Source organism: Herbiconiux oxytropis, from assembly GCF_024979315.1.
GTDB classification, from domain to species: Bacteria; Actinomycetota; Actinomycetes; order Actinomycetales; family Microbacteriaceae; genus Herbiconiux; species Herbiconiux oxytropis.
In genome coordinates, this window is record NZ_JANLCK010000009.1 from 15,465 (window position 1) to 34,706 (window position 19,242).

Consider the following 19,242-nt stretch of genomic DNA (forward strand, 5'->3'; position numbering starts at 1 on the left):
GGAATGAGCGATGTCGAGCGGGGCCTCGAGTCGCGGTGGCGGCGGATCCTGGCCGCCACTCCCACCCGCGGGCCCGTCTCCTGGCTCGTGGAGTTCCTCGCCTTCGGGCTCAAGCAGGCGTGGGCGTGCGTCTTCGGCGGGGCGCTCCTCGCCGTGATCTTCGCCGCCCGGCTCTGGTACCCGGACGACGCGGCGCTCGCCCGCAACGACTTCCTCACCCTGGCGGCCGTCGGCATCCAGATCGTGATGATCGCGACCCGGCTCGAGACCTTTCGAGAGCTTCGGGTGATCGTGCTCTTCCACATCGTGGGGACGGTGATGGAGATCTTCAAGACCGACGTGGGGTCGTGGATGTACGAGGGCGAGGGCCTCCTCCGGATCGCGGGCGTTCCCTTGTTCAGCGGGTTCATGTACGCCGCCGTCGGGTCCTACCTCGTGCGCGTGTACCGGTTGTTCGACCTGCGGTTCACGCGGTATCCGCCCGTGTGGGCGACCGCGATCCTCGCCGCCGTCATCTACGCGAACTTCTTCACCCATCACTTCATCTGGGACCTGCGGTGGGTGCTGCTCGCGGCCGTGGTCGTGCTCTTCGCGCGCACCTGGATGCACTTCCGCGTCTTCCGCCGCACGCTCAGGATGCCGGTGCTCCTGGCGTTCCTGCTGGTCGCGCTGTTCATCTGGTTCGCCGAGAACATCGCGACGTTCTCCCAGGCCTGGAGCTACCCCGACCAGATGGAGGGGTGGCAGCTCGTGTCGATCGCGAAGCTCGGATCGTGGTTCCTGCTCATGATCATCTCGGTGGTGCTCGTGACGTGGGTGTACCCGCCCCGGCGACCGGATTCCGCCACGCGGCCCGGGTAGGGTCGACGGATGGCACGAGGACGGGACAGGCGCGGGGACCCGGTCGAGCATCCGTCGACCCGGCTCGAGGACGGACTGCTCGCGACCATCGAGGAGGACCGGTTCCGGCCGGGATCGCAGGTGCTGATCGTCGACGGCACACCGCAGTCGCACGTGGACCTCGAGGACCCGACCTATCTGTCGTTCGAGTACGTGCGGCGGATCGGGCACGGGATCGATCTCGTGGGCACACCCGGCTCGCCGATCACCGCGGTGCACCTCGGCGGTGGCGCGTTCACACTCCCCCGCTACGTGGAGGCCACCCGGCCGGGATCGCGGCAGCAGGTGGTGGAGATCGACAGCTCGCTCGTGTCGTTCGTGCGGACGCACCTGCCGCTGCCGCGCGGGAGCATCCGGGTTCGGCACGGCGACGCTCGGGAGGCGCTCTCGAAGTTCCCGCCCGGGATGCAGGGGGCCGTCGACGTCGTGGTGGTGGACGTGTTCGCCGGGGCTCGGACGCCGGCGCACGTCACGAGCGCGGAGTTCTACCAGGAGGTGGCCGCGCTGCTCGGACCCACGGGGATCGTGGCCGTGAACGTGGCCGACGGCGCCGGCCTCGCGTTCGCGCGGAGCCAGGCGGCGACGCTCTCTCACGTCTTCGCCGACGTCGCGCTCGCTGTCGACCCGCAGATGCTCAAGGCGCGCCGGTTCGGCAACGTCGTGGCCTTCGCCTCGGCATCGCCCCTGCCGTTCGACACCCTGCCCCGGCTGCTGGCGGGCGATCCCGTGGCTGCGAAGGTCGTGGCCGGGCGGGAGCTCGTGAACTTCATCGCCGGCGCCCCGGTCTCGACCGACCAGACCTCCACGCCGTCGCCCGCACCCGCTCGGAGCATTTTCCAGGTAGACCGGAAGAGACTGGACGAGTAGTCGAGCATCGGAGGCCCGGATGACCAGGACGAGCGCACGCGCACGACGGGGTCTCGGGGCGCTGGTGGGGGCATCCGTCACCGCTCTCGTGCTGGGGGCGTGCAGCGGGGTGGTGACGGCTCCGGCCATGACGCCTCCTTCTTCTTCGTCTCCTCCTTCTTCTTCTCCGTCTGCTTCCGCTTCTGCTCCTGCTCCTGACGCGCCGACTCCGGCCGCCGAGGATCTCGGGCCGCTCGTGCCCTCCGGCGACCCGGTCGCCGTGGTGGGCGGGCTGCAGGCGCCGTGGTCGATCGCGCAGCTCGCCGACGGCTCGGTGTTCGTGAGCGAGCGGGACACGGCACGCATCCTCGAGGTGAGCGGCGGAACCGCGACGCCGATCGCGACGGTGCCCGACGTGGCGGCCTCGGGTGAGGGCGGGCTGATGGGAATCGCCGCCCTCGAGACGCCCACCGGAACCTACCTCTACGCGCAGCACACCACCGCCGGCGACAACCGGGTGGTGCGGCTGCCGCTCTCCGGCACCGCCGGGGCCCGCACCGTGGGTGCGGTCGAGCCCGTGCTGACGGGACTGCCCCGCGCCTCGAACCACAACGGCGGCCGGATCGCGTTCGGGCCCGACGGCATGCTCTACATCACGGCGGGCGACGCGAGCGTGCCGACGGATGCGCAGTCGCTCGACTCGTTGGGCGGCAAGATCCTGCGGGTCGCGCCAGACGGGTCGGTGCCGGCCGACAACCCGTTCCCGGGCTCACCCATCTGGTCGGTCGGGCACCGGAACCCGCAGGGCATCGCCTGGGCGGCCGACGGCACGATGTGGGCCGCGGAGTTCGGCCAGGACACCTGGGACGAGATCAACGTCATCACCCCCGGCGCCAACTACGGCTGGCCCGTGGTGGAGGGCATCGGATCCGATCCGGCCTTCGCCGACCCGGTGCAGCAGTGGAACACCGATGACGCCTCGCCGTCGGGCATCGCCGTGGTGGGCGACACGGTGTTCATGGCCGGGCTCGGCGGAGAGCGGCTGTGGACGATCGCCTTCGACGGCGCCGCGCAGGAGTGGTACCAGGGCGGGCAGCTCGGGCGGGTGCGGGACGTCGTGCGCGGGCCGGGCTCGTCGGTGTACCTGCTCACGAACAACACCGACGGGCGCGGGACGCCGCGGGACGGCGACGACGTGCTCTACCAGGTGGGGCTGGTTGCGGCGGGGTGAGGCGTCTGCTCCTCCACAGGTCGTCGTGGGCCGCTGATCTTGCGACCTGCCGCCGCCGGCCGCGCGCATCCGGAGCGCTCTGGGTATCGTGAGGGCACGGGAAACCACGCACCTGGAGCACGAACTGAGCATCATCACGGGCTATGACATGACCACCCTTCGCGAGAAGGTCGATGCGCGCGCGGCGAGCGAGCGACTCGACGAGCTCGGGAAGCTCCGCAGCCTCTCGGCACTCAACGAGAAGGTCGTGCTGCTGCGCCTGCTCGAGCGGCTCGACGAAGCCTTCACGATCGCGAACGAGGCGGTGCGGCAGGCTCGCTTCTCGGGCGATCGCGAGCTCGCGCTCGGTGCGCGCATCCGCCGTGCCCAGGTGCAGCAGTACCAGGGCAAGTACCCGGCCGCCCTGCAGGAGCTCGGGCTCTGCGTCGAGGAGGCGCAGACGCACGAGTGGGGTGCCCTCGAGGCGATCGCCACGCTCGCGCGCGGCAAGGTGCAGTTCGAGATGACCGACTACGAGGCCGCCCTCGTCGACTTCAAGGCCGCCGTGTTCCTGATGGAGAAGCAGGGCGCCTCGCTCGACCAGCTCGAGAGCTCGCTCGTGGCCGTCGCCGTGACCGAGTCGCTCATGTCGGCCTGAGGTCCGCTGTCGCATGGCTGATCTCGCGCGGGTGACGCGATGGGCGGATGCGCTCATCGCGCTGCACCTCGACCCGTCGGTGTGGAGCTTCGGCTTCGACAACGCCAAGACCCGGGCCGGGCAGTGCAACTACACGGCGCACCGGATCACGGTGTCGCGGTATCTCGCGGCGCGGTACGACGACGACGAGATCCACCAGATCCTGCTGCACGAGGTGGCGCATGCCCTCGCAGGACCGGCGGCGGGGCACGGGCCGCGGTGGGTGGCCATCGCTCGCGAGATCGGCTACGAGGGTTCGCGGCTGCACGACGGGACGCGGGCCGACGAGCTCGCGCCGTGGATCGGGCGGTGCCCCGCTGGGCACGAATTCTACCGGCACCGGCAGCCGAAGTCGCGGCTGTCGTGCAGCCTCTGTGCGCGCGGGTTCAGCTCAGCGCATCTGATCGAATGGGCGCGGCGGGACGTGTCGGGAGTGCGTCGGGACGTGCTCGCGCAGTCGCGCTGAGCCGTCTTGGGCCTCGGCGGTCGCTCGCGGGCTCCATGGGTCTCGACTTGACAGAAGTCGCGCCTTAGAACACCGACTTGGCACATCTTGTGTCAAATCGGCGGGGCGGGCGGCAGGTCAGTCGGTGACCTGGACCTCTTTCCAGAAGGCGACGTAGTCGCTGAAGTCCTTGCCCACGCGGTCGAACGCCGTGGGGTAGGGGGTGGGGTAGCTCCAGGCGCGGTCCTTCAGGGACTCGTCGCCGTCCTTCACGTCGAAGTACTGGCACTCGCCCTTCCACGGGCAGGTGTAGGGAGTGGGGCTCTTCTCGAGGAACTCCGACTTCACGCTCGACGGCGGGAAGTACCAGTTGCCCTCGATGGCGATCAGGTCTTCCTTGGGTGCTTCGGCGATGACGGTGCCGTTCAGAACTGCCTTCATGTGGTGACCTCCTGTGTCGAGACCACGCTACGCCTCACTGCCATTGGAGGGAGGCGCCCCACAGGTCATTCACCCAGACATGGCCCTCACCGTCGAGTGCGATGGAGGTGCGGGACCCGTCCAGGCGGCTGAAGTGGACGGCACCCGCCGCGTCGAGGGTGCCGAACCCGTACTCCGGGTCGATGAAGGACAGCTCGACCTCACCGTCGCCCGCGAGATCGCCGCCGACGAGGTCGATCGGGCGGACGGGGATGGGACCTCCGGTGGTGAGGGCGTGGACCGTCACCGTGCCGTCAGGGGCGATCTCGGTGAACTCGCTCACCCCGTCGATCCACATCGAGCCGCTCGTCCCCGCGGTGAGGTGCTCACCCGCAGTCGATCCGACCCCCAGGTCGGAGAACGTGCCGGTGCCGATGTCGTACGCGCCGAGCCGATCGGATCCGGTGCGCGTGTAGAAGAGGCGGCCATCCGGAGCGGTGGCGACCGACAGGATGCGCTCGTCGTGCGGTTCGGGCAAGAACAGGAGGTGACCGGCGCCGTCGACCCGCACGAGCTTCGTGTCGAAGGGATCGCCGAACCAGATAGCGCCATCGGTGCCGACTGCCAGGGACGAAGGGGTGTAGGCGACGCCGGTGAGCGGATGCGAGGTGACCGTTCCGGAAGCGGGATCGAGGCGGTTGATGGTGTGGCTGCGGAGATCCGAGAACCAGATCGCGCCGTCGGGCGTGCTGACGACACCGAGCACCCAGCTGGTCGACGGGATCGGGAACTCCGTCTGCGAATGCGTCACCGCGTCCACCCGAACCAGGTCCTGAGTCTTGCTGTCGTGATACCAGAGGTCACCGGTGCCATCAGTGGCCAGCACTTCTGCCATGCCGGTCGCCGTGGCGAGGGACAGGTCATGCCAGAGAGAGGGTGCGCCGGGCGGGGAGAGCTCGAGGGCTCCAGCGGTCGAAGGGAGGCCGAGGACGGCTGTGGCTGTCAGGACGGGCAGGAGGGCCGAGACGGTGACGAGGGTTCTGAGGCGCATCGCGACAGCACATCACGAAGCCTCGGGTGGGGGTGATGAGTAGTTGGTGCTCAGGGGGCGGTGGGGTCGAGGCGGGTGGCGGCTCGGAGGGCCGTGGTGCGGCCGGATGCGGTCCAGGCGCGGCCCGCGGGTGAGGCCGACACCAGGTGGGCCAGGGCACCGCGGAGGCCGGTGAAGGCGGCGCAGGCGGAGGCAGCCTCCGGCGAGGAGAAGTCGAGCCCGAGCTCGGCCAGGGCGTCGACGACGGCGCCCGCGGCGAGGAAGTCCTCGACGGCGAAACGGCCGTCCGGCGCCGCGGGGGTGACGATGTCGACCGGGAGGCGGTCGCCCTTCCGCGCCTGGGCGTCGAGCACGGCGTGCGCGGTGGCGGAACGGTTCGTGAAGCCGGCCCGGAGCATCCGCTCGCTCGGAAGCGGGCCGGATTCGGTGTCGTCGGGGAGGGCGTCGACGAGGACCACGCACTCGGCGACGGCCACCAGCTGCTCGAGGGCGGCGGCCGGCATGCCCACGTGCAGACGCACCTGGTAGGACGACTGGGCGGCGGCTGCGGCGTCCGGCTCGGTGGGCATCCGTCGATTTTACGAGCACACTGGGGGGATGCGCGTGCTGCTGAAGCTCATTCTCGACTGCGACCCCGATGCGGCCTGGCGGGCGATCCGGAGCCCAGCGGTGTTCCGGGAGGTGTCGAGTCCGCTCGTGGAGATCGAGTCGCTCGCCGCCGACGGGTTCCCGAGCGTGTGGGAGCCTGGCCAGCATCCGGTGTCGATGCGCGGCGGCGGTGTCATCCCGATGGGCAAGCAGATCATCCGGCTCGACTTCGAGACACGGCAGCGGGGCGAGGTGCGCATCGTGCACGACTCCGGGCAGGGCGTGACCGGTGCCGTGAGCACCATCAGGCTCTGGGACCACAAGATGGCGGTCGCCCCCGATCCGGCCGGGACGGGCAAGACGCTCTACCGCGATCAGCTCGTGGTGGGTGCGGGGCTCCTGACCCCGTTCGCCTGGTACAGCCTGTGGTCGTTCTGGCAGTTCCGGGGGCACAAGCTGCAGAAGCTGGCACCGACCTGGGCGTACGACCTGCCCGCGACCGCCACCGATGCCGGCGAGACGGAGGCCGCGGCGTGAGCACATCGGCCATCACCGCGCTCGAGACCGCCGACTGGCGGCTGCGCGTGTTCGAGATCTACGAGGAGGTGCGCCGACGCAGCGCCACCGGCGACGTCGCCGCCGCGCACGAGCACTGGCGGCTCGAGCGCGACCGGCTCTTCGCCGGCCACGCCGCCTCTCCCCTCCTCCCCGACGACCGCGCGGCCTTCGCCGGCCTCCCCGTGGCCGAGTACGACGCGGCCTGGCGGTTCGAGGTGTCGATCGAGCCCGTGGCCGACGACGACCCGCGACCCCGCCGGTTCGACTTCGAGACCGGCACCGACGGCGTCGTGCCGTTCGAGCTGCTGGGTGAGGCGCGGATCGATGGAGTCGGCGCCCTCGACGTATGGCGCCTGACCTCCTACGGCGGCGGCCTCTTCGTTCCCGTGAAGGACGGCAGAGCGGGGAAGCCCGGCGGCACCTACGGCGGCGGGCGCTACCTGGTGGACACGATCAAAGGCGCCCACCTCAACGACACGCTCGACGCCCACGGAGGCAGCGCTTCGGGCGCCCACCTCGTGCTCGACTTCAATTTCGCCTACAACCCGTCGTGCGCCTACGACCCCGCCTGGGCCTGCCCTCTCGCCCAGCCGGGCAACCGTGTGGCGGGGGAAATCCCCGTCGGCGAGGCCTACTCCGGCATCGTGCACTAGACTGGTCGTACTCGAGGGCTCGAATGCGAGCCCCGTGCGTCGAAAGAACGCTCCCTCTTCTCGTGGATGCGGCACCGGTTGCCACTCCATTTGCAGATACTTCTTGCGGCGAACGGATGCACCGTCGGTGCGTTCGCTGACATTCCGAGTGGGCTTCGCGTGAGACGTGCCCATCGGACAGATGCCTGAAAGGCACATCGCTTGTCCAACACTCCTTCCTCCTTCGGCGCGCTCGGCGTGCCCGCTCCCCTTGTGACCGCCCTCACGGCGGCCGGCATCACGGAGCCCTTCCCCATCCAGGTCGACACCCTGCCCGACACCCTGAACGGCCGCGACGTGCTCGGCCGCGGAAAGACCGGCTCGGGCAAGACCCTGGCCTTCTCCATCCCGATGGTCGCCCGCCTCGCCGGCGCCCTCTCCGGCGGCAAGCGCCGCCCCGGCCGCCCCGTCGGCCTCATCCTCGCCCCGACCCGCGAGCTCGCGACCCAGATCGATGCCGTCATCGCTCCTCTCGCCAAGGCCTACGGCATGACGACGACCACCATCTTCGGCGGCGTCTCGCAGGGCCGTCAGGTGACCGCGCTCAAGGCCGGCGTCGACATCGTGGTGGCCTGCCCCGGCCGCCTCGAGGACCTCATGAAGCAGGGCTTCGTGAGCCTCGACGCCGTGGAGATCACCGTGCTCGATGAGGCCGACCACATGGCCGACCTCGGCTTCCTGCCCGTCGTCACGCGCATCCTCGACAAGACCCCCTCGACCGGTCAGCGACTGCTGTTCTCGGCCACGCTCGACAACGGCGTGGACAAGCTCGTGCGGAAGTTCCTCCACAACGAGGTGCTGCACTCGGTCGACGAGGCCAACTCCCCCGTGGCGGCCATGACCCACCACGTGTTCGAGACCGAGTCGGTCGAGTCCAAGCGCGTGCTCGTGGAGAAGCTCGCCTCGGGCAGCGGACGACGCATCCTCTTCATGCGCACCAAGCACCACGCCAAGAAGCTCGCGAAGCAGCTCACCGACGCGGGCATCCCCTCGGTCGACCTGCACGGCAACCTCTCGCAGGTGGCCCGCGACCGCAACCTCGCGGCGTTCAGCGCCGGCGACGTCAAGGTGCTCGTGGCGACCGACGTCGCGGCGCGCGGCGTGCACGTCGACGACATCGAGCTCGTCATCCACGTCGACCCGCCGGCCGAGCACAAGGCGTACCTGCACCGTTCGGGCCGCACCGCGCGCGCCGGATCCGCCGGTGACGTCGTCACGATCATGCTGCCCGCGCAGCGCAAGGACGTGAAGGATCTCCTTCGGAAGGCCGCGATCACCGTGTCGCCCGAGGTCGTGACGGCCGACTCCGCGTCGGTCAACGCGCTCACCGGCGACGTGGCGGCGTACGTGAAGCCCGCCCCCCGCACCACGAACCAGCTGCCGGCCTCCGGCCAGCGGCGCACCGGCAACGACGGAACCCGCAGCGCAGGCTCGCAGGGGGCCAATGCCCAGCGCAAGCGCGCTCGCCGCGATGGCGAGGGTGTCGGCGCCGGTGCGGGCTCCGGCCGCGGTGGCCAGGGTGGCGGAGGCGCGCGTCGTGGCGGCGCGGGCGCCGGTGGCGGCCGTGGCGGCAGCGTCGGCGGCGGAAGCCGTTCGTTCTACAGCACCTCCTCGGACGGCGCGAGCGGTGGCGGTCAGGGCCGCGGCGGTTCCGGTGGTTCCGCGGGCGGATCGGGTTCGGGCGAGGGCGGCGGCCGTCGCGGCGGAGCGGGCTCCGGCTCGGGTGCCGCGGCCGGGAGCGGTCGTCCCCGTCAGTCGGCGGCTGCGTTCTCGGCCGGCTCTGGTGCCGGGCGTCGTCGCTCGCGCTAGTCACGCATCCGCTCCTCGCACTCGTCGAACGGCCCGTCTCCTCGTGAGGCGGGCCGTTCGTCGTGTCCCACCCGGGTCTGTCGAGACGTCACTTCTCACACGTCCCGCCTCGGTTCGGCGTGGAAAGCGACGTCTCGGCAGGAGCGGAACGGGAACGAGAAGGGCTAGGGGAGGGTCTCGTGGCGGGCGAGGAGGGCGATGTACTCCGCGATGCGGCGAGTGCGGGTGTCGGCGCGCTTGAGGTGGTGCAGGCGGAAGAGGAAGGCGTAGCGGGCGGAACCCGTGAGGGTGGCGAAGAACGCTGCCGCGTCCGGGTTCTCCGCGAGGGCCGCGGCGAACTCGGGCGGGATCTCGATGGTGGTCGCGGGCGCGTAGGCCGCCGCCCAGCGGCCGTCGGCCTTGGCACGTTCGATCTCGCGGAAACCGCCCTCCCGCATCCGGCCGGCCTCGATCAGCACGGCGACCTTCTCCTGGTTCACGGTGGACCAGATGCTCTTGGCGCGCCGCGGCGTGAAGGTCTGCAGGAAGAAGTCGTCGTCGAGAGCATTGCGGCGGCCGTCTATCCAGCCGAAGCAGAGCGCGACGTCGAGCGCCTGCTTGTAGTCGGGCGTGGAGTGGGCGCTGCTCTTCTTGGCGATGCGGAGCCGGACCCCCGGCGAGGACTCCCCGTTCGCCTCGAGCCAGGCCTCCCAGCCGGCGTCGTCGGCGAACTGGAGGTGCTCGTACTCCTCGGCCACGACGGGCTCAGACCAGCTTGCCGACCGAGGCCAGCGCGGCCCGCAGGAGGGCACCGCGGCCGCCCTCCATCTCCTCCGACACTGTCGGCGAGGCGGCCTCCTCCGGCGTCATCCAGGTGAGCTCGAGGGCGTCCTGCCTCGGGTCGCACGTCCCCGTGACGGGGACCACGTAGGCGAGCGCGACCGCGTGCTGACGCTCGTCGTAGAAGGCCGAGACGCCGGGCAGTGGGAAGTACTCCGCCACCTGGAAGGGGATGGGGCTCGCCGGCAGCTGCGGGAACGCCATCGGCCCGAGATCCTTCTCGAGGTGGCGGAAGAGCGCATCGCGGAGCGTCTCGCCGTACATGACCCGGCCGGAGACGAGAGTGCGCGCGATGGTGCCGCTCGAGCCGACCCGGAGGAGCACTCCGACCTCGACGACCTGACCGAGCCCGTCGACACGCACCGGGACCGCCTCGACGTAGAGCAGCGGGAGGCGCTGCCTGACCTCCGCGAGCTCGTTGTCGCTCAGCCAGCCGGAGTTGGGGTCAGGGGTGCGCACGCTCATAGTCCATTCTTACCCACCGGCGGGGGCCGCCTCGTCCGCGCCTCGCGGGAGACGGCGCGCCCGGTCGGTGTCTGCGGGCGGCGACGTGGTTGACCCGTCCGGATGCCGTTGTCGGTGGTACCGACGATGATGGACGGATGAGCGATGTGCTCGACAGGTTCTCCCCCGCGACCCGCGAGTGGTTCCTCGGCGCCTTCCCCTCGGGCCCTACCACCGCGCAATCGGGGGCCTGGGAGGCCGTGTCGGGGGGCGACCACGCGCTCGTCGTCGCGCCCACGGGATCGGGCAAGACGCTCGCGTCGTTCCTCTGGGCGATCGACCGGCTCGCCGCTGCCCCGGCTCAGCCTTCAGGCGAGGTCCCGCGGAAGACCTCGGTGCTGTACGTCTCACCGCTCAAGGCGCTCGCGGTCGACGTGGAACGGAACCTCCGCTCGCCGCTCGTGGGCATCACCCAGACGGCCAAGCGACTGGGCGCGGCACCCCCCGTGATCACCGTCGGCGTGCGCTCGGGCGACACCCCGGCCAACGAGCGGCGCTCGCTCGCGAAGACGCCGCCGGACATCCTCATCACGACGCCGGAATCGCTCTTCCTCATGCTCACGTCGGCGGCGCGTGAGGCCCTCAGCGAGGTGACCACCGTGATCGTCGACGAGGTGCACGCCGTGGCCGCCACGAAGCGCGGCGCGCACCTCGCGGTGAGCCTCGACCGGCTCGACACCCTGCTGGCGCGCCCGGCGCAGCGGATCGGGCTCTCCGCCACCGTGCGGCCCCGCGAGGAGGTGGCGCGCTTCCTGGCCGGAGGCCGGCCCGTGGTGGTGGTCGCACCACCCTCGACCAAGAAGTTCGACCTCAAGGTGGTCGTGCCGGTCGAGGACATGACGGCCATCCCGCCCGCGGAGTCGCCGTCGCTGGAGGGTGCCGCGTCTTCCGCGAACGCGCCGGAACAGGGCTCGATCTGGCCGCACGTCGAGGAGGACATCGTCGATCGCATCCTCGAGCACCGCTCGTCGATCGTGTTCGCGAACTCACGGCGGCTCGCCGAGCGGCTGACGGCCCGGCTCAACGAGATCTTCGCCGAGCGGATGGGACCGGGAGCCGAGGTCGACGAGGTCGAGAAGGCCGACGAGAGGGCTGAGCCCCGGTCGACCCGCGCACCGGCCGAGCTGATGGGCCAGGCAGGGCAGACCGCGGGTGCCGAGACGCTCCTCGCCCGAGCCCACCACGGCTCGGTGAGCAAGGAGCAGCGGGCCCTGATCGAAGACGACCTCAAGACGGGTCGGCTGCGCTGCGTGGTGGCGACCTCGAGCCTCGAGCTCGGCATCGACATGGGGGCCGTCGACCTCGTCATCCAGGTCGAGGCGCCGCCATCGGTCGCGAGCGGGCTGCAGCGGGTGGGCCGTGCAGGCCACCAGGTGGGCGAGATCTCGAAGGGGCTGCTCTACCCGAAGCACCGGGCCGACCTGATCCACTCCGCCGTCGTCTCGATCCGGATGACCGAGGGGCTCATCGAGACGCTGTCGATCCCGGCGAACCCGCTCGACATCCTCGCGCAGCAGACGGTGGCGGCCTGCGCCCTCGAGCCGATCGACGTGGAGGAGTGGTTCGACGTGATGCGCAGGAGCGCCTCGTTCTCGAACCTGCCGCGGTCGGCTTACGAGGCGACCCTCGACCTGCTCTCCGGCCTCTACCCCTCCGACGAGTTCGCCGAGCTGCGGCCGCGGCTCGTCTGGGACCGTGACGCGGGCACCCTCACGGGCCGCCCCGGAGCACAGCGGCTGGCGGTCACGAGCGGCGGCACGATCCCCGACCGAGGTCTCTTCGGCGTGTTCATGGTGGGCGGCGAGCCCACGGAGTCGGATCCGACGGCTTCCTCGGGCGGCAGCACCCGGTCCGCTCCCGGTCGCCGGGTGGGCGAGCTAGACGAGGAGATGGTCTACGAGTCCCGCGTGGGCGACGTCTTCGCGCTCGGCGCGACGAGCTGGCGGATCCAGGAGATCACGCACGACCGCGTGCTCGTGACTCCGGCATTCGGCCAGCCGGGCCGGCTGCCGTTCTGGCGCGGCGAGGGCATCGGGCGACCGGCCGAGCTGGGTGAGGCGATCGGGGCGTTCACGCGCCGGGTCGCCGCCGCCTCCCCCGAGGAGGCCCTCGCGATGGCCGAGAGCGCCGGACTCGACGCCTGGGCCGCGTCGAACCTCGTGACGTTCATCACCGAGCAGCGCGAGGCCACCGGGCACGTGCCGAGCGACCGCACGCTCGTGCTCGAGCGATTCCGCGACGAGCTCGGCGACTGGCGCGTGGTGCTGCACTCCCCCTTCGGCATGCAGGTGCACTCGCCCTGGGCGCTGGCGGTCAACGGGCGCATCCGGGAGCGCTTCGGGCTCGATGCGAGCGCCGTGGCGAGCGACGACGGGATCGTGCTGCGACTGCCCGACACCGAGAGCGAGCCGCCCTCGGCCGAGCTGTTCCTGTTCGAACCCGCCGAGCTCGAGCAGATCGTGACCGACGAGGTGGGCGGGTCGGCGCTGTTCGCATCGAGGTTCCGGGAGAACGCAGCTCGAGCGCTGCTCCTCCCCCGGCAGAACCCGGGCAAACGCTCTCCGCTCTGGCAGCAGCGGCAGCGATCGGCGCAGCTGCTCGAGGTGGCGCGCAAGTACCCGACGTTCCCGATCATCCTCGAGACCGTGCGGGAGTGCCTGCAGGACGTCTACGACCTGCCCTCGCTGCTCACGATCGCGCGCGACCTGGAGTCGCGGCGCATCCGGGTGGTCGAGACGGAGTCCGGTGAAGCGTCACCGTTCGCCCGCTCGCTGCTGTTCGGCTACGTCGCCTCCTTCGTCTACGAGGGCGACAGCCCCCTCGCCGAGCGCCGGGCCGCCGCGCTCTCGCTCGACCCGAGCCTGCTCTCGGAGCTGCTCGGGCGCGCGGAGCTGCGGGAGCTGCTCGACCCGGGAGTCATCCAGGACACCGAGCGCGAGCTGCAGCGGCTCGCTCCCGACCGGCGGGCGCGCGACCTCGAGGGCGTCGCCGACCTGCTGCGGCTGCTCGGCCCGCTCACGACCGAGGAGGTCGTGGCGCGCTCGCTCGAATTCGACGTGCCCGCGGCACTGGACGGCCTCGTCTCGGCAAGGCGCGCGCTGAGGGTGAGCTTTGCGGGGCGGGAGTGGTGGGCCCCGATCGAAGATGCGGGGCGGTTGAGGGATGCGCTCGGCGTGCCCATCCCCTTCGGGGTCCCGGATGCGTTCATCGCGCCCGTGGAGCAGCCGGTGCACGACCTCGTGAGCCGGTACGCGCGCACCCACGGGCCGTTCCTCGCCCAGGAGGTCGCCGAGCGGTTCGGGCTCGGTGTGGCCGTGGTCACGGATGCTCTGCGCCGGCTCGCCGCCGATCGGCGCGTGATCGAGGGCGAGTTCAGGCCCAGTGGGCTCGCGCTGCCGACAGCCGGCGGTGCGTCGCACACCACCCAGACTCTCTCGGGTGACGGATCTCCGGCGGCCTCCGAAGAGCCGTCGGCGCTGCTGCGGGGCCGCATCGGGTCGACCGAGTGGTGCGACGCCGAGGTGCTGCGGCGGCTGCGCAGTCGTTCGCTCGCCGCCCTCCGCCACGAGGTGGAGCCGGTGGCGACCGAGACGCTCGCCCGGTTCCTGCCCGCCTGGCAGCACGTGGGCGGGTCGCTCAGAGGAGTCGACGGCGTGCTCACCGTGATCGAGCAGCTCGCCGGAGTGCCCGTGCCCGCCTCGGCCTGGGAGAACCTCGTGCTGCCGGCGCGCGTGCGCGACTACAGCCCCGCGATGCTCGACGAGCTCACCGCCTCGGGCGAGGTGGTGTGGTCGGGCCGTGGACGCCTACCCGGCAGCGACGGCTGGGTGGCGTTGCACACCCTCGACACCCTGCCCGTCTCGGCCACCGCGCCGCTTCCCGAGGATCTCGACGGGACCGAGCTGCACACCGCCCTGCGCGAGGCGCTCGGGCACGGCGGCGGCTTCTTCTTCCGCTCGCTGGCCGACGCGGTCGCCGCGCGCCTGCCCGAGCGGGTGCCCGAGGATGCGGCCATCGTGGAGGCCATCTGGGACCTGGTGTGGGCCGGGCTCGTGACGAACGACACCGTCGCGCCCCTCCGCACCCTCACAGGCTCGGGCAAGTCGGCGCACAGCACCAAGCGGCAGGCACCCCGCTCGCGGATGTACCGGGGCCGCACGGTCGCGCGGGCCACCATGCAGACCCGGGTGGGCCCGCCGACGGCGGGTGGCCGCTGGTCGATGCTTCCCGAACCGGTCGCCGATCCGACTCTCCGCGCCCACGCGACCGCCGAGATGCTGCTCGACCGCTACGGCGTCGTGACGCGCGGCTCGGTCATGAGCGAGCGTGTGCCGGGCGGCTTCGCGCTCGTCTACCGCGTGCTCAGCCAGTTCGAGGAGAGCGCGCGCTGCCGCCGGGGCTACTTCGTCGAGACCCTCGGAGCGGCGCAGTTCGCGACCGGCGGCACCGTCGACCGGTTGCGCGGGTTCGCCCCGGATGCCGTCGGCCGGGAGGGGCGCGAACGACCGCTCGAGGCCGTGACACTCGCCGCCACCGACCCCGCGAATCCCTACGGCGCCGCCCTAGGCTGGCCCGACCTCGCGGAGGGCACCGGGCACAAGCCCGGCCGGAAGGCCGGGGCGCTCGTGTGCCTGGTCGACGGCGCCCTCGTGCTCTACCTCGAACGCGGCGGCAAGTCGGCGTTGGTGTTCAGCGACGACGAGGAGCGGATCGCCGCGGCAGCCCGCTCGGTGGCAGCCGCCGTGACCGGCGGTCGCGTCGACCGGCTCGCGGTCGAGCGCGTGAACGGCGACTTCGTACTGGGCACCCCTGTGGGCACGGCGCTCGAGGCGGCCGGCTTCACGGGCACACCACGGGGGCTGAGGCTCCGTGCCTGAGGGCGACACCGTCTACCGCACCGCCGTGCACCTCCACGAGGCGCTGGCCGGGCGCCCCCTCACGGTCTGCGACGTGCGGGTGCCGAAGTACGCATCCGTCGACCTGCGCGGTCAGGTGGTCGACGAGGTGGTGGCCCGGGGGAAGCATCTCCTCACGCGGGTGGGCGACACGAGCATCCACACCCACCTCAAGATGGAGGGCGCCTGGCACATCTACCGGCACGGCACGAAGTGGAGGCGACCGGCCTACCAGGCGCGGATCGTGCTCGAGAACGCCGACTGGGTGACCGTGGGATTCGACCTCGGCACCGTGGAGGTGCTGCCACGGGCAGACGAGGACGAGGCGGTGGGCCACCTCGGCCCTGATCTGCTCGGTGACGACTGGGATGCCGCCGAGGCCGTGCGTCGGCTCGGCGCCGACCCGGAACGTGAGATCGACGTGGCATTGCTCGACCAGCGCAACCTCGCAGGACTCGGGAACGTCTTCGCGAACGAACTGTGCTTTCTGCGAGGCGTGCACCCCGAACGACCGGTCTCCGAGGTGCCGGACCTCGGCGCCGTCGTCGACCTCGCGCACCGGCTGATCACCGCCAACCGCGACCGCTCCGAGCGCACGACCACCGGCGACACCCGCCCGGGCAAGCGCACCTGGGTCTACGGCCGCGGGGGCAAGCCGTGCCTTCGTTGCGGCACGCGCATCCGTTCGGGGTCGCTCGGGGCGACCGAGCTCACGCAGCGCGTGACGTACTGGTGCCCCCACTGCCAGCGGTGATGGGGGCTCGCGGGAGGGCCGGCCGTCGGCGGTGGGGTGCCTTCTCCCACCGACGGCGGCTCTGTTAGATTCGCCGGGTGACTCTCGACGACTCGACCCCCTTCACGCTCGACGACGACGCCGTGGTGTGGTCGGTTCCCCCCGCCGAACGAGCTGAGCGGTTCGCATCCCAGCCTCTCGTGGTCGTGATGCACGGCCGCGGCTCGCACGAGAACGATCTGGCGGGGCTGTTCCCGCTGCTGCCCGCCGAGTTCGTCTACGCCTCCCTCCGAGCGCCCTTGTCGGGGCAGCCGTACGGGCTCGGTGGCTGGACCTGGTTCACCCCTGGCGAGCCCGCCGCTCCCCCGGTGCCGTCCGTGGAGGGATCGGTCTCCGCCGTGCTGGCGTGGCTCGACCGCGTGGAGGCGCGATTCGGGCGGGCCCCTGCCGTGGCGGCGATGGGGTTCTCCCAAGGCGGCGTGATGTCGATCGAGCTGCTGCGATCGGCTCCGGAGCGGTTCACGGCGGCCGTCAACCTCTCGGGATTCGTGGCTCGCGGCACGGCGGAGGGAGACGGCCGGCTGGGCGAGACGCGGCCTCCGTTGTTCTGGGGGCGCGACGTCGAGGATCCGATCATCGCCGCGAGCGGCATCGAGCGCACCGCCACGTTCGTGCCCGGACACTTCACGGTGACCGCTCGCGAGTACCCGGGCATCGCGCACTCGATCTCCTCCGAGGAGGCGGGCGATGTGGCCGCGTTCCTGCGCTCGACGCTCGGGCCTTCTCTCTCTGACGGCCCGAGCGGGAGCTGATGGCGAAGAAGAACGACACGGCGGGGCCGACGACGGCCGCGACGCGGGCCCTGCGGGCCGCCGGGATCCGGTTCGTTCCGCACGCCTACCGGCACGATGCCGCGGCGACCGACTTCGGCGCCGAAGCGGCCCGCGAGCTCGGCATCGAACCGGCCCGGGTGTTCAAGACGCTCATGGTCGAGACGGATGCGGGCCTTGGAATCGGCATCGTCTCGGTGCGCGATCAGCTCGACCTGAAGGCCCTCGCGGGTGAGCTCGGTTCCAAGAAGGCAGCCATGGCCGACCGTGCGGTGGCCGAGCGGAAGAGCGGTTATGTGGTGGGCGGCATCAGCCCGGTCGGGCAGCGGACACGGCTAGACACCGTCGTCGACGACGCGGCCACGCAGTTCCCGACGATCTTCGTCTCGGGCGGGCGGCGCGGCTTCGACATCGAGATCGCACCCGCCGACCTGCTCACCGCGGTGGGCGGGCGGATCGCACGCATCCGGCGGAACTCAGGCGACGACTGAGACGACGCCGTCGATCACCTCGGCCGCCCAGCGGCGGAGGAACACGGCTCCGGCGGCGTCGTTGATCTGCTCGGGAGCGGCCACGAGCACGGCGTAGGGCTTCTCGGGCACGCCCTCGGCGGGGCGCACGTCGACGTGCGCGACGTCGTAGCGCTGCTCGTGCATCCAGTCAGCCATCGCGTAGTCGCTGCGGGAGTCGCCGACGGTCCGCCAGCGACGCGGCACGGCGCCCAACGCCGCGACGAGCTCGACGGCGCGCTCGGCGCCCAGATCCTTGCCGACGCGCACCGACTCGATGTCGGTCGAGATGATGGACGGATCGAGCCGGAACGGGACACTGCCGTCGGAGGCCGGCTGCCGCTCACTCCTCCACACCGCCCCGAGATCGAGAGTTCTGCACAGATCGAGGACCGCGCGGTCGAACCGGGGCTGGATCGCGAGGTAGTCGGCACTGTCGACGTCGGTGCGCTGCTCGACGGAGATCATGGTGCGTTTGGTGCGGTCGAAGAACATCGACTCCGCGAAATGCTCCTCGACCAGCTGCTCCACGCCTCGGCGGAGCTCGGAGGGAACGAGAAGGGACTCATCGATGGAGAGATCGCCGACGCCGTCGGGCGTGATCCGGAACCACACGGCTCCCTTCTCACAGACACCGAAGACACGGGCCTCGGGCTGGAGGCCGCCCGCGACGAGCGGGTCGACCACCTCGCCGCGCAGGAACTCGTCCGAACGACCGGTGTTGAAGACGAGCGGCACCCCGGCGTTCGCGAGGGCCACGAGGTCGGAGGCGATGGAGGGGATGGCGATGGAGCGGGTGACGGGACTCGCGATCGGCCCGTCGACGTCGAGGAGGAGGCCGAGATCAGGGGAGGGTGAGGTCACCCATCCATTATGGTCGCGGCGGGAGAGCGGCCCGGTCGGCACGGGGGCGGTGACGACGGGCGTGAGGACGAGCGAGTGGCTGCCGCGGTCAGAGCGGGCGAGGGCGGCCGAAACCCGTGTGCACTCCGGGCGAGAAGAGCACCGAGTCGGGGGCCCGGCCCGCGAGGTCGGTGAAGCCCGCGTGCGCGAGCAGCTCGTCGTCGAGGTGCAGGAGTTCGGCGTCGACGATGCTCCACGGCGGATGCTCGTTGGGGATGAACCGGGTGCGTCCGCCTCGAGCGATGTGCAGCCCCCAGCGCGCGGTGAGGAAGACGGCGAGCTCGTCGTGCGAGAGATCGCGGGTTCCGGGGCGCGCTTCGACGACGCTGTGCGGGCCGGTGCGGCCGCCGAGGCCCGCTGCGCCTCGGCGCTCGGAGCGGTAGGTGATGGCGCCGTCGCGGCTCGTCGAGATCGACATGCGTGCCCAGCGGTAGGGCAGACCGAAGAGCGCCTGCGCGGCGAGCACCGCGGAGAGGCTCGACGACTCGAGGGAGGCGAAGACGACCCCGCGACGACCGGTGGCGTCGACCGAGTAGAGGCGCACGTTGATCTCAGGGAACGTGCCCGCGAACGGGATCGGGCCGAGGGCGCGTGCACCGGGTGCGGTGGCGTTCGCGAGCCGGAACGGGATGAGGCCGACCCAGGCGGAGCCGTCGAAGACGTCGGGCCGGGTGCCGGGCGGCAGGTGGGGGGCGACGAGCTCAGGAGCGACGCGCCAGTGCAGGAAGGTGAGCGACTGCCAGTCCTGCTCGTGCTCGGCGATCCGGCCGAGTGGGGGCGCGGCGCGGGAGAGGGGCTCAGTCGTAACCCCACTCACGGGAGTCGCGCGGCCC

Annotated in this window: 19 protein-coding genes; 12 read left to right on the forward strand and 7 right to left on the reverse strand. The window is 71.4% G+C overall.

Features of this window, described 5'->3' with window-relative positions:
• Positions 1-3 precede the first annotated feature (3 nt).
• From N1028_RS14860 to N1028_RS14880, 5 genes are all read left to right on the forward strand, one after another.
• Positions 4-861 (forward strand): DUF817 domain-containing protein, encoded by an 858-nt coding sequence (locus N1028_RS14860; RefSeq protein ID WP_259530152.1) that lies wholly within the window; start codon positions 4-6, stop codon positions 859-861.
• 9 nt (positions 862-870) lie between these two features.
• The gene (locus tag N1028_RS14865) at positions 871-1,767 is read left to right on the forward strand and encodes a spermidine synthase (RefSeq protein ID WP_259530153.1); all 897 of its coding nucleotides are present in this window, start codon (positions 871-873) and stop codon (positions 1,765-1,767) included.
• Positions 1,768-1,786: 19 nt separating this feature from the next.
• Positions 1,787-2,977, forward strand: a complete 1,191-nt coding sequence (locus N1028_RS14870; RefSeq protein WP_259530154.1) for a PQQ-dependent sugar dehydrogenase — start codon at positions 1,787-1,789, stop codon at positions 2,975-2,977.
• Between the two features lie 148 nt (positions 2,978-3,125).
• Positions 3,126-3,614 (forward strand): hypothetical protein, encoded by a 489-nt coding sequence (locus N1028_RS14875; protein WP_259530155.1) that lies wholly within the window; start codon positions 3,126-3,128, stop codon positions 3,612-3,614.
• 13 nt (positions 3,615-3,627) lie between these two features.
• Positions 3,628-4,119: a SprT-like domain-containing protein gene (locus N1028_RS14880; RefSeq protein ID WP_259530156.1), complete on the forward strand. Its 492-nt coding sequence runs from the start codon at positions 3,628-3,630 to the stop codon at positions 4,117-4,119.
• Positions 4,120-4,236: 117 nt separating this feature from the next.
• Here the strand turns inward: N1028_RS14880 and N1028_RS14885 are convergent, their stop codons facing one another.
• Genes N1028_RS14885 through N1028_RS14895 form a run of 3 tightly spaced genes read right to left on the reverse strand, consistent with a single transcriptional unit; the run spans position 4,237 to position 6,138 of the window.
• Positions 4,237-4,539 carry a DUF427 domain-containing protein gene (locus tag N1028_RS14885; protein ID WP_259530157.1) on the reverse strand — a complete coding sequence of 101 codons (303 nt, stop codon included), beginning with the start codon at positions 4,537-4,539 and terminating at the stop codon, positions 4,237-4,239.
• 34 nt (positions 4,540-4,573) lie between these two features.
• On the reverse strand, positions 4,574-5,569 hold the full coding sequence (locus N1028_RS14890; protein WP_259530158.1) for a Vgb family protein: 996 nt from the start codon (positions 5,567-5,569) through the stop codon (positions 4,574-4,576).
• Between the two features lie 50 nt (positions 5,570-5,619).
• On the reverse strand, positions 5,620-6,138 hold the full coding sequence (locus N1028_RS14895) for a 2-phosphosulfolactate phosphatase (protein WP_259530159.1): 519 nt from the start codon (positions 6,136-6,138) through the stop codon (positions 5,620-5,622).
• 28 nt (positions 6,139-6,166) lie between these two features.
• Here N1028_RS14895 and N1028_RS14900 point away from each other — a divergent pair, with 28 nt between their 5' ends.
• The 3 genes from N1028_RS14900 to N1028_RS14910 all read left to right on the forward strand — a co-directional run bounded on the left by N1028_RS14900 (position 6,167) and on the right by N1028_RS14910 (position 9,216).
• Positions 6,167-6,694 (forward strand): hypothetical protein, encoded by a 528-nt coding sequence (locus N1028_RS14900; RefSeq protein ID WP_259530160.1) that lies wholly within the window; start codon positions 6,167-6,169, stop codon positions 6,692-6,694.
• Entirely contained in the window at positions 6,691-7,368 is a 678-nt protein-coding gene (locus N1028_RS14905) for a DUF1684 domain-containing protein (RefSeq protein WP_259530161.1), read from the forward strand. Before N1028_RS14900 ends, N1028_RS14905 begins: the two co-directional genes overlap by 4 nt.
• Before the next feature lie 201 nt (positions 7,369-7,569).
• Positions 7,570-9,216: a DEAD/DEAH box helicase gene (locus N1028_RS14910; RefSeq protein WP_259530162.1), complete on the forward strand. Its 1,647-nt coding sequence runs from the start codon at positions 7,570-7,572 to the stop codon at positions 9,214-9,216.
• Between the two features lie 164 nt (positions 9,217-9,380).
• On the opposite strand, the gene N1028_RS14915 is transcribed toward N1028_RS14910, so the two are convergent.
• Both N1028_RS14915 and N1028_RS14920 read right to left on the reverse strand, forming a co-directional pair.
• Positions 9,381-9,953, reverse strand: a complete 573-nt coding sequence (locus N1028_RS14915) for a YdeI/OmpD-associated family protein (protein WP_259530163.1) — start codon at positions 9,951-9,953, stop codon at positions 9,381-9,383.
• 7 nt (positions 9,954-9,960) lie between these two features.
• Positions 9,961-10,500 (reverse strand): NUDIX hydrolase family protein, encoded by a 540-nt coding sequence (locus N1028_RS14920; RefSeq protein WP_259530164.1) that lies wholly within the window; start codon positions 10,498-10,500, stop codon positions 9,961-9,963.
• A 137-nt stretch (positions 10,501-10,637) separates the two neighbouring features.
• Between N1028_RS14920 and N1028_RS14925 the strand changes: the two genes are divergently transcribed.
• From N1028_RS14925 to ybaK, 4 genes are all read left to right on the forward strand, one after another.
• Positions 10,638-15,416 carry an ATP-dependent helicase gene (locus N1028_RS14925; protein ID WP_259530165.1) on the forward strand — a complete coding sequence of 1,593 codons (4,779 nt, stop codon included), beginning with the start codon at positions 10,638-10,640 and terminating at the stop codon, positions 15,414-15,416.
• Positions 15,409-16,188, forward strand: a complete 780-nt coding sequence (locus N1028_RS14930) for a DNA-formamidopyrimidine glycosylase family protein (protein WP_259530166.1) — start codon at positions 15,409-15,411, stop codon at positions 16,186-16,188. The genes N1028_RS14925 and N1028_RS14930 overlap by 8 nt, the downstream gene beginning before the upstream one ends.
• 77 nt (positions 16,189-16,265) lie before the next feature.
• Entirely contained in the window at positions 16,266-16,979 is a 714-nt protein-coding gene (locus N1028_RS14935; RefSeq protein WP_259530167.1) for an alpha/beta hydrolase, read from the forward strand.
• Positions 16,979-17,488 carry a Cys-tRNA(Pro) deacylase gene (ybaK, locus tag N1028_RS14940; protein WP_259530168.1) on the forward strand — a complete coding sequence of 170 codons (510 nt, stop codon included), beginning with the start codon at positions 16,979-16,981 and terminating at the stop codon, positions 17,486-17,488. The genes N1028_RS14935 and ybaK overlap by 1 nt, the downstream gene beginning before the upstream one ends.
• Here ybaK and N1028_RS14945 read toward each other — a convergent pair.
• Positions 17,474-18,370, reverse strand: coding sequence for a hypothetical protein (locus N1028_RS14945; RefSeq protein ID WP_259530169.1), 897 nt, complete (start codon positions 18,368-18,370; stop codon positions 17,474-17,476). The two genes, ybaK and N1028_RS14945, sit on opposite strands and share 15 nt — an antisense overlap.
• Positions 18,371-18,458: 88 nt before the next feature.
• Positions 18,459-19,226, reverse strand: a complete 768-nt coding sequence (locus tag N1028_RS14950; protein ID WP_259530170.1) for a YqjF family protein — start codon at positions 19,224-19,226, stop codon at positions 18,459-18,461.
• Positions 19,227-19,242 lie beyond the last annotated feature (16 nt).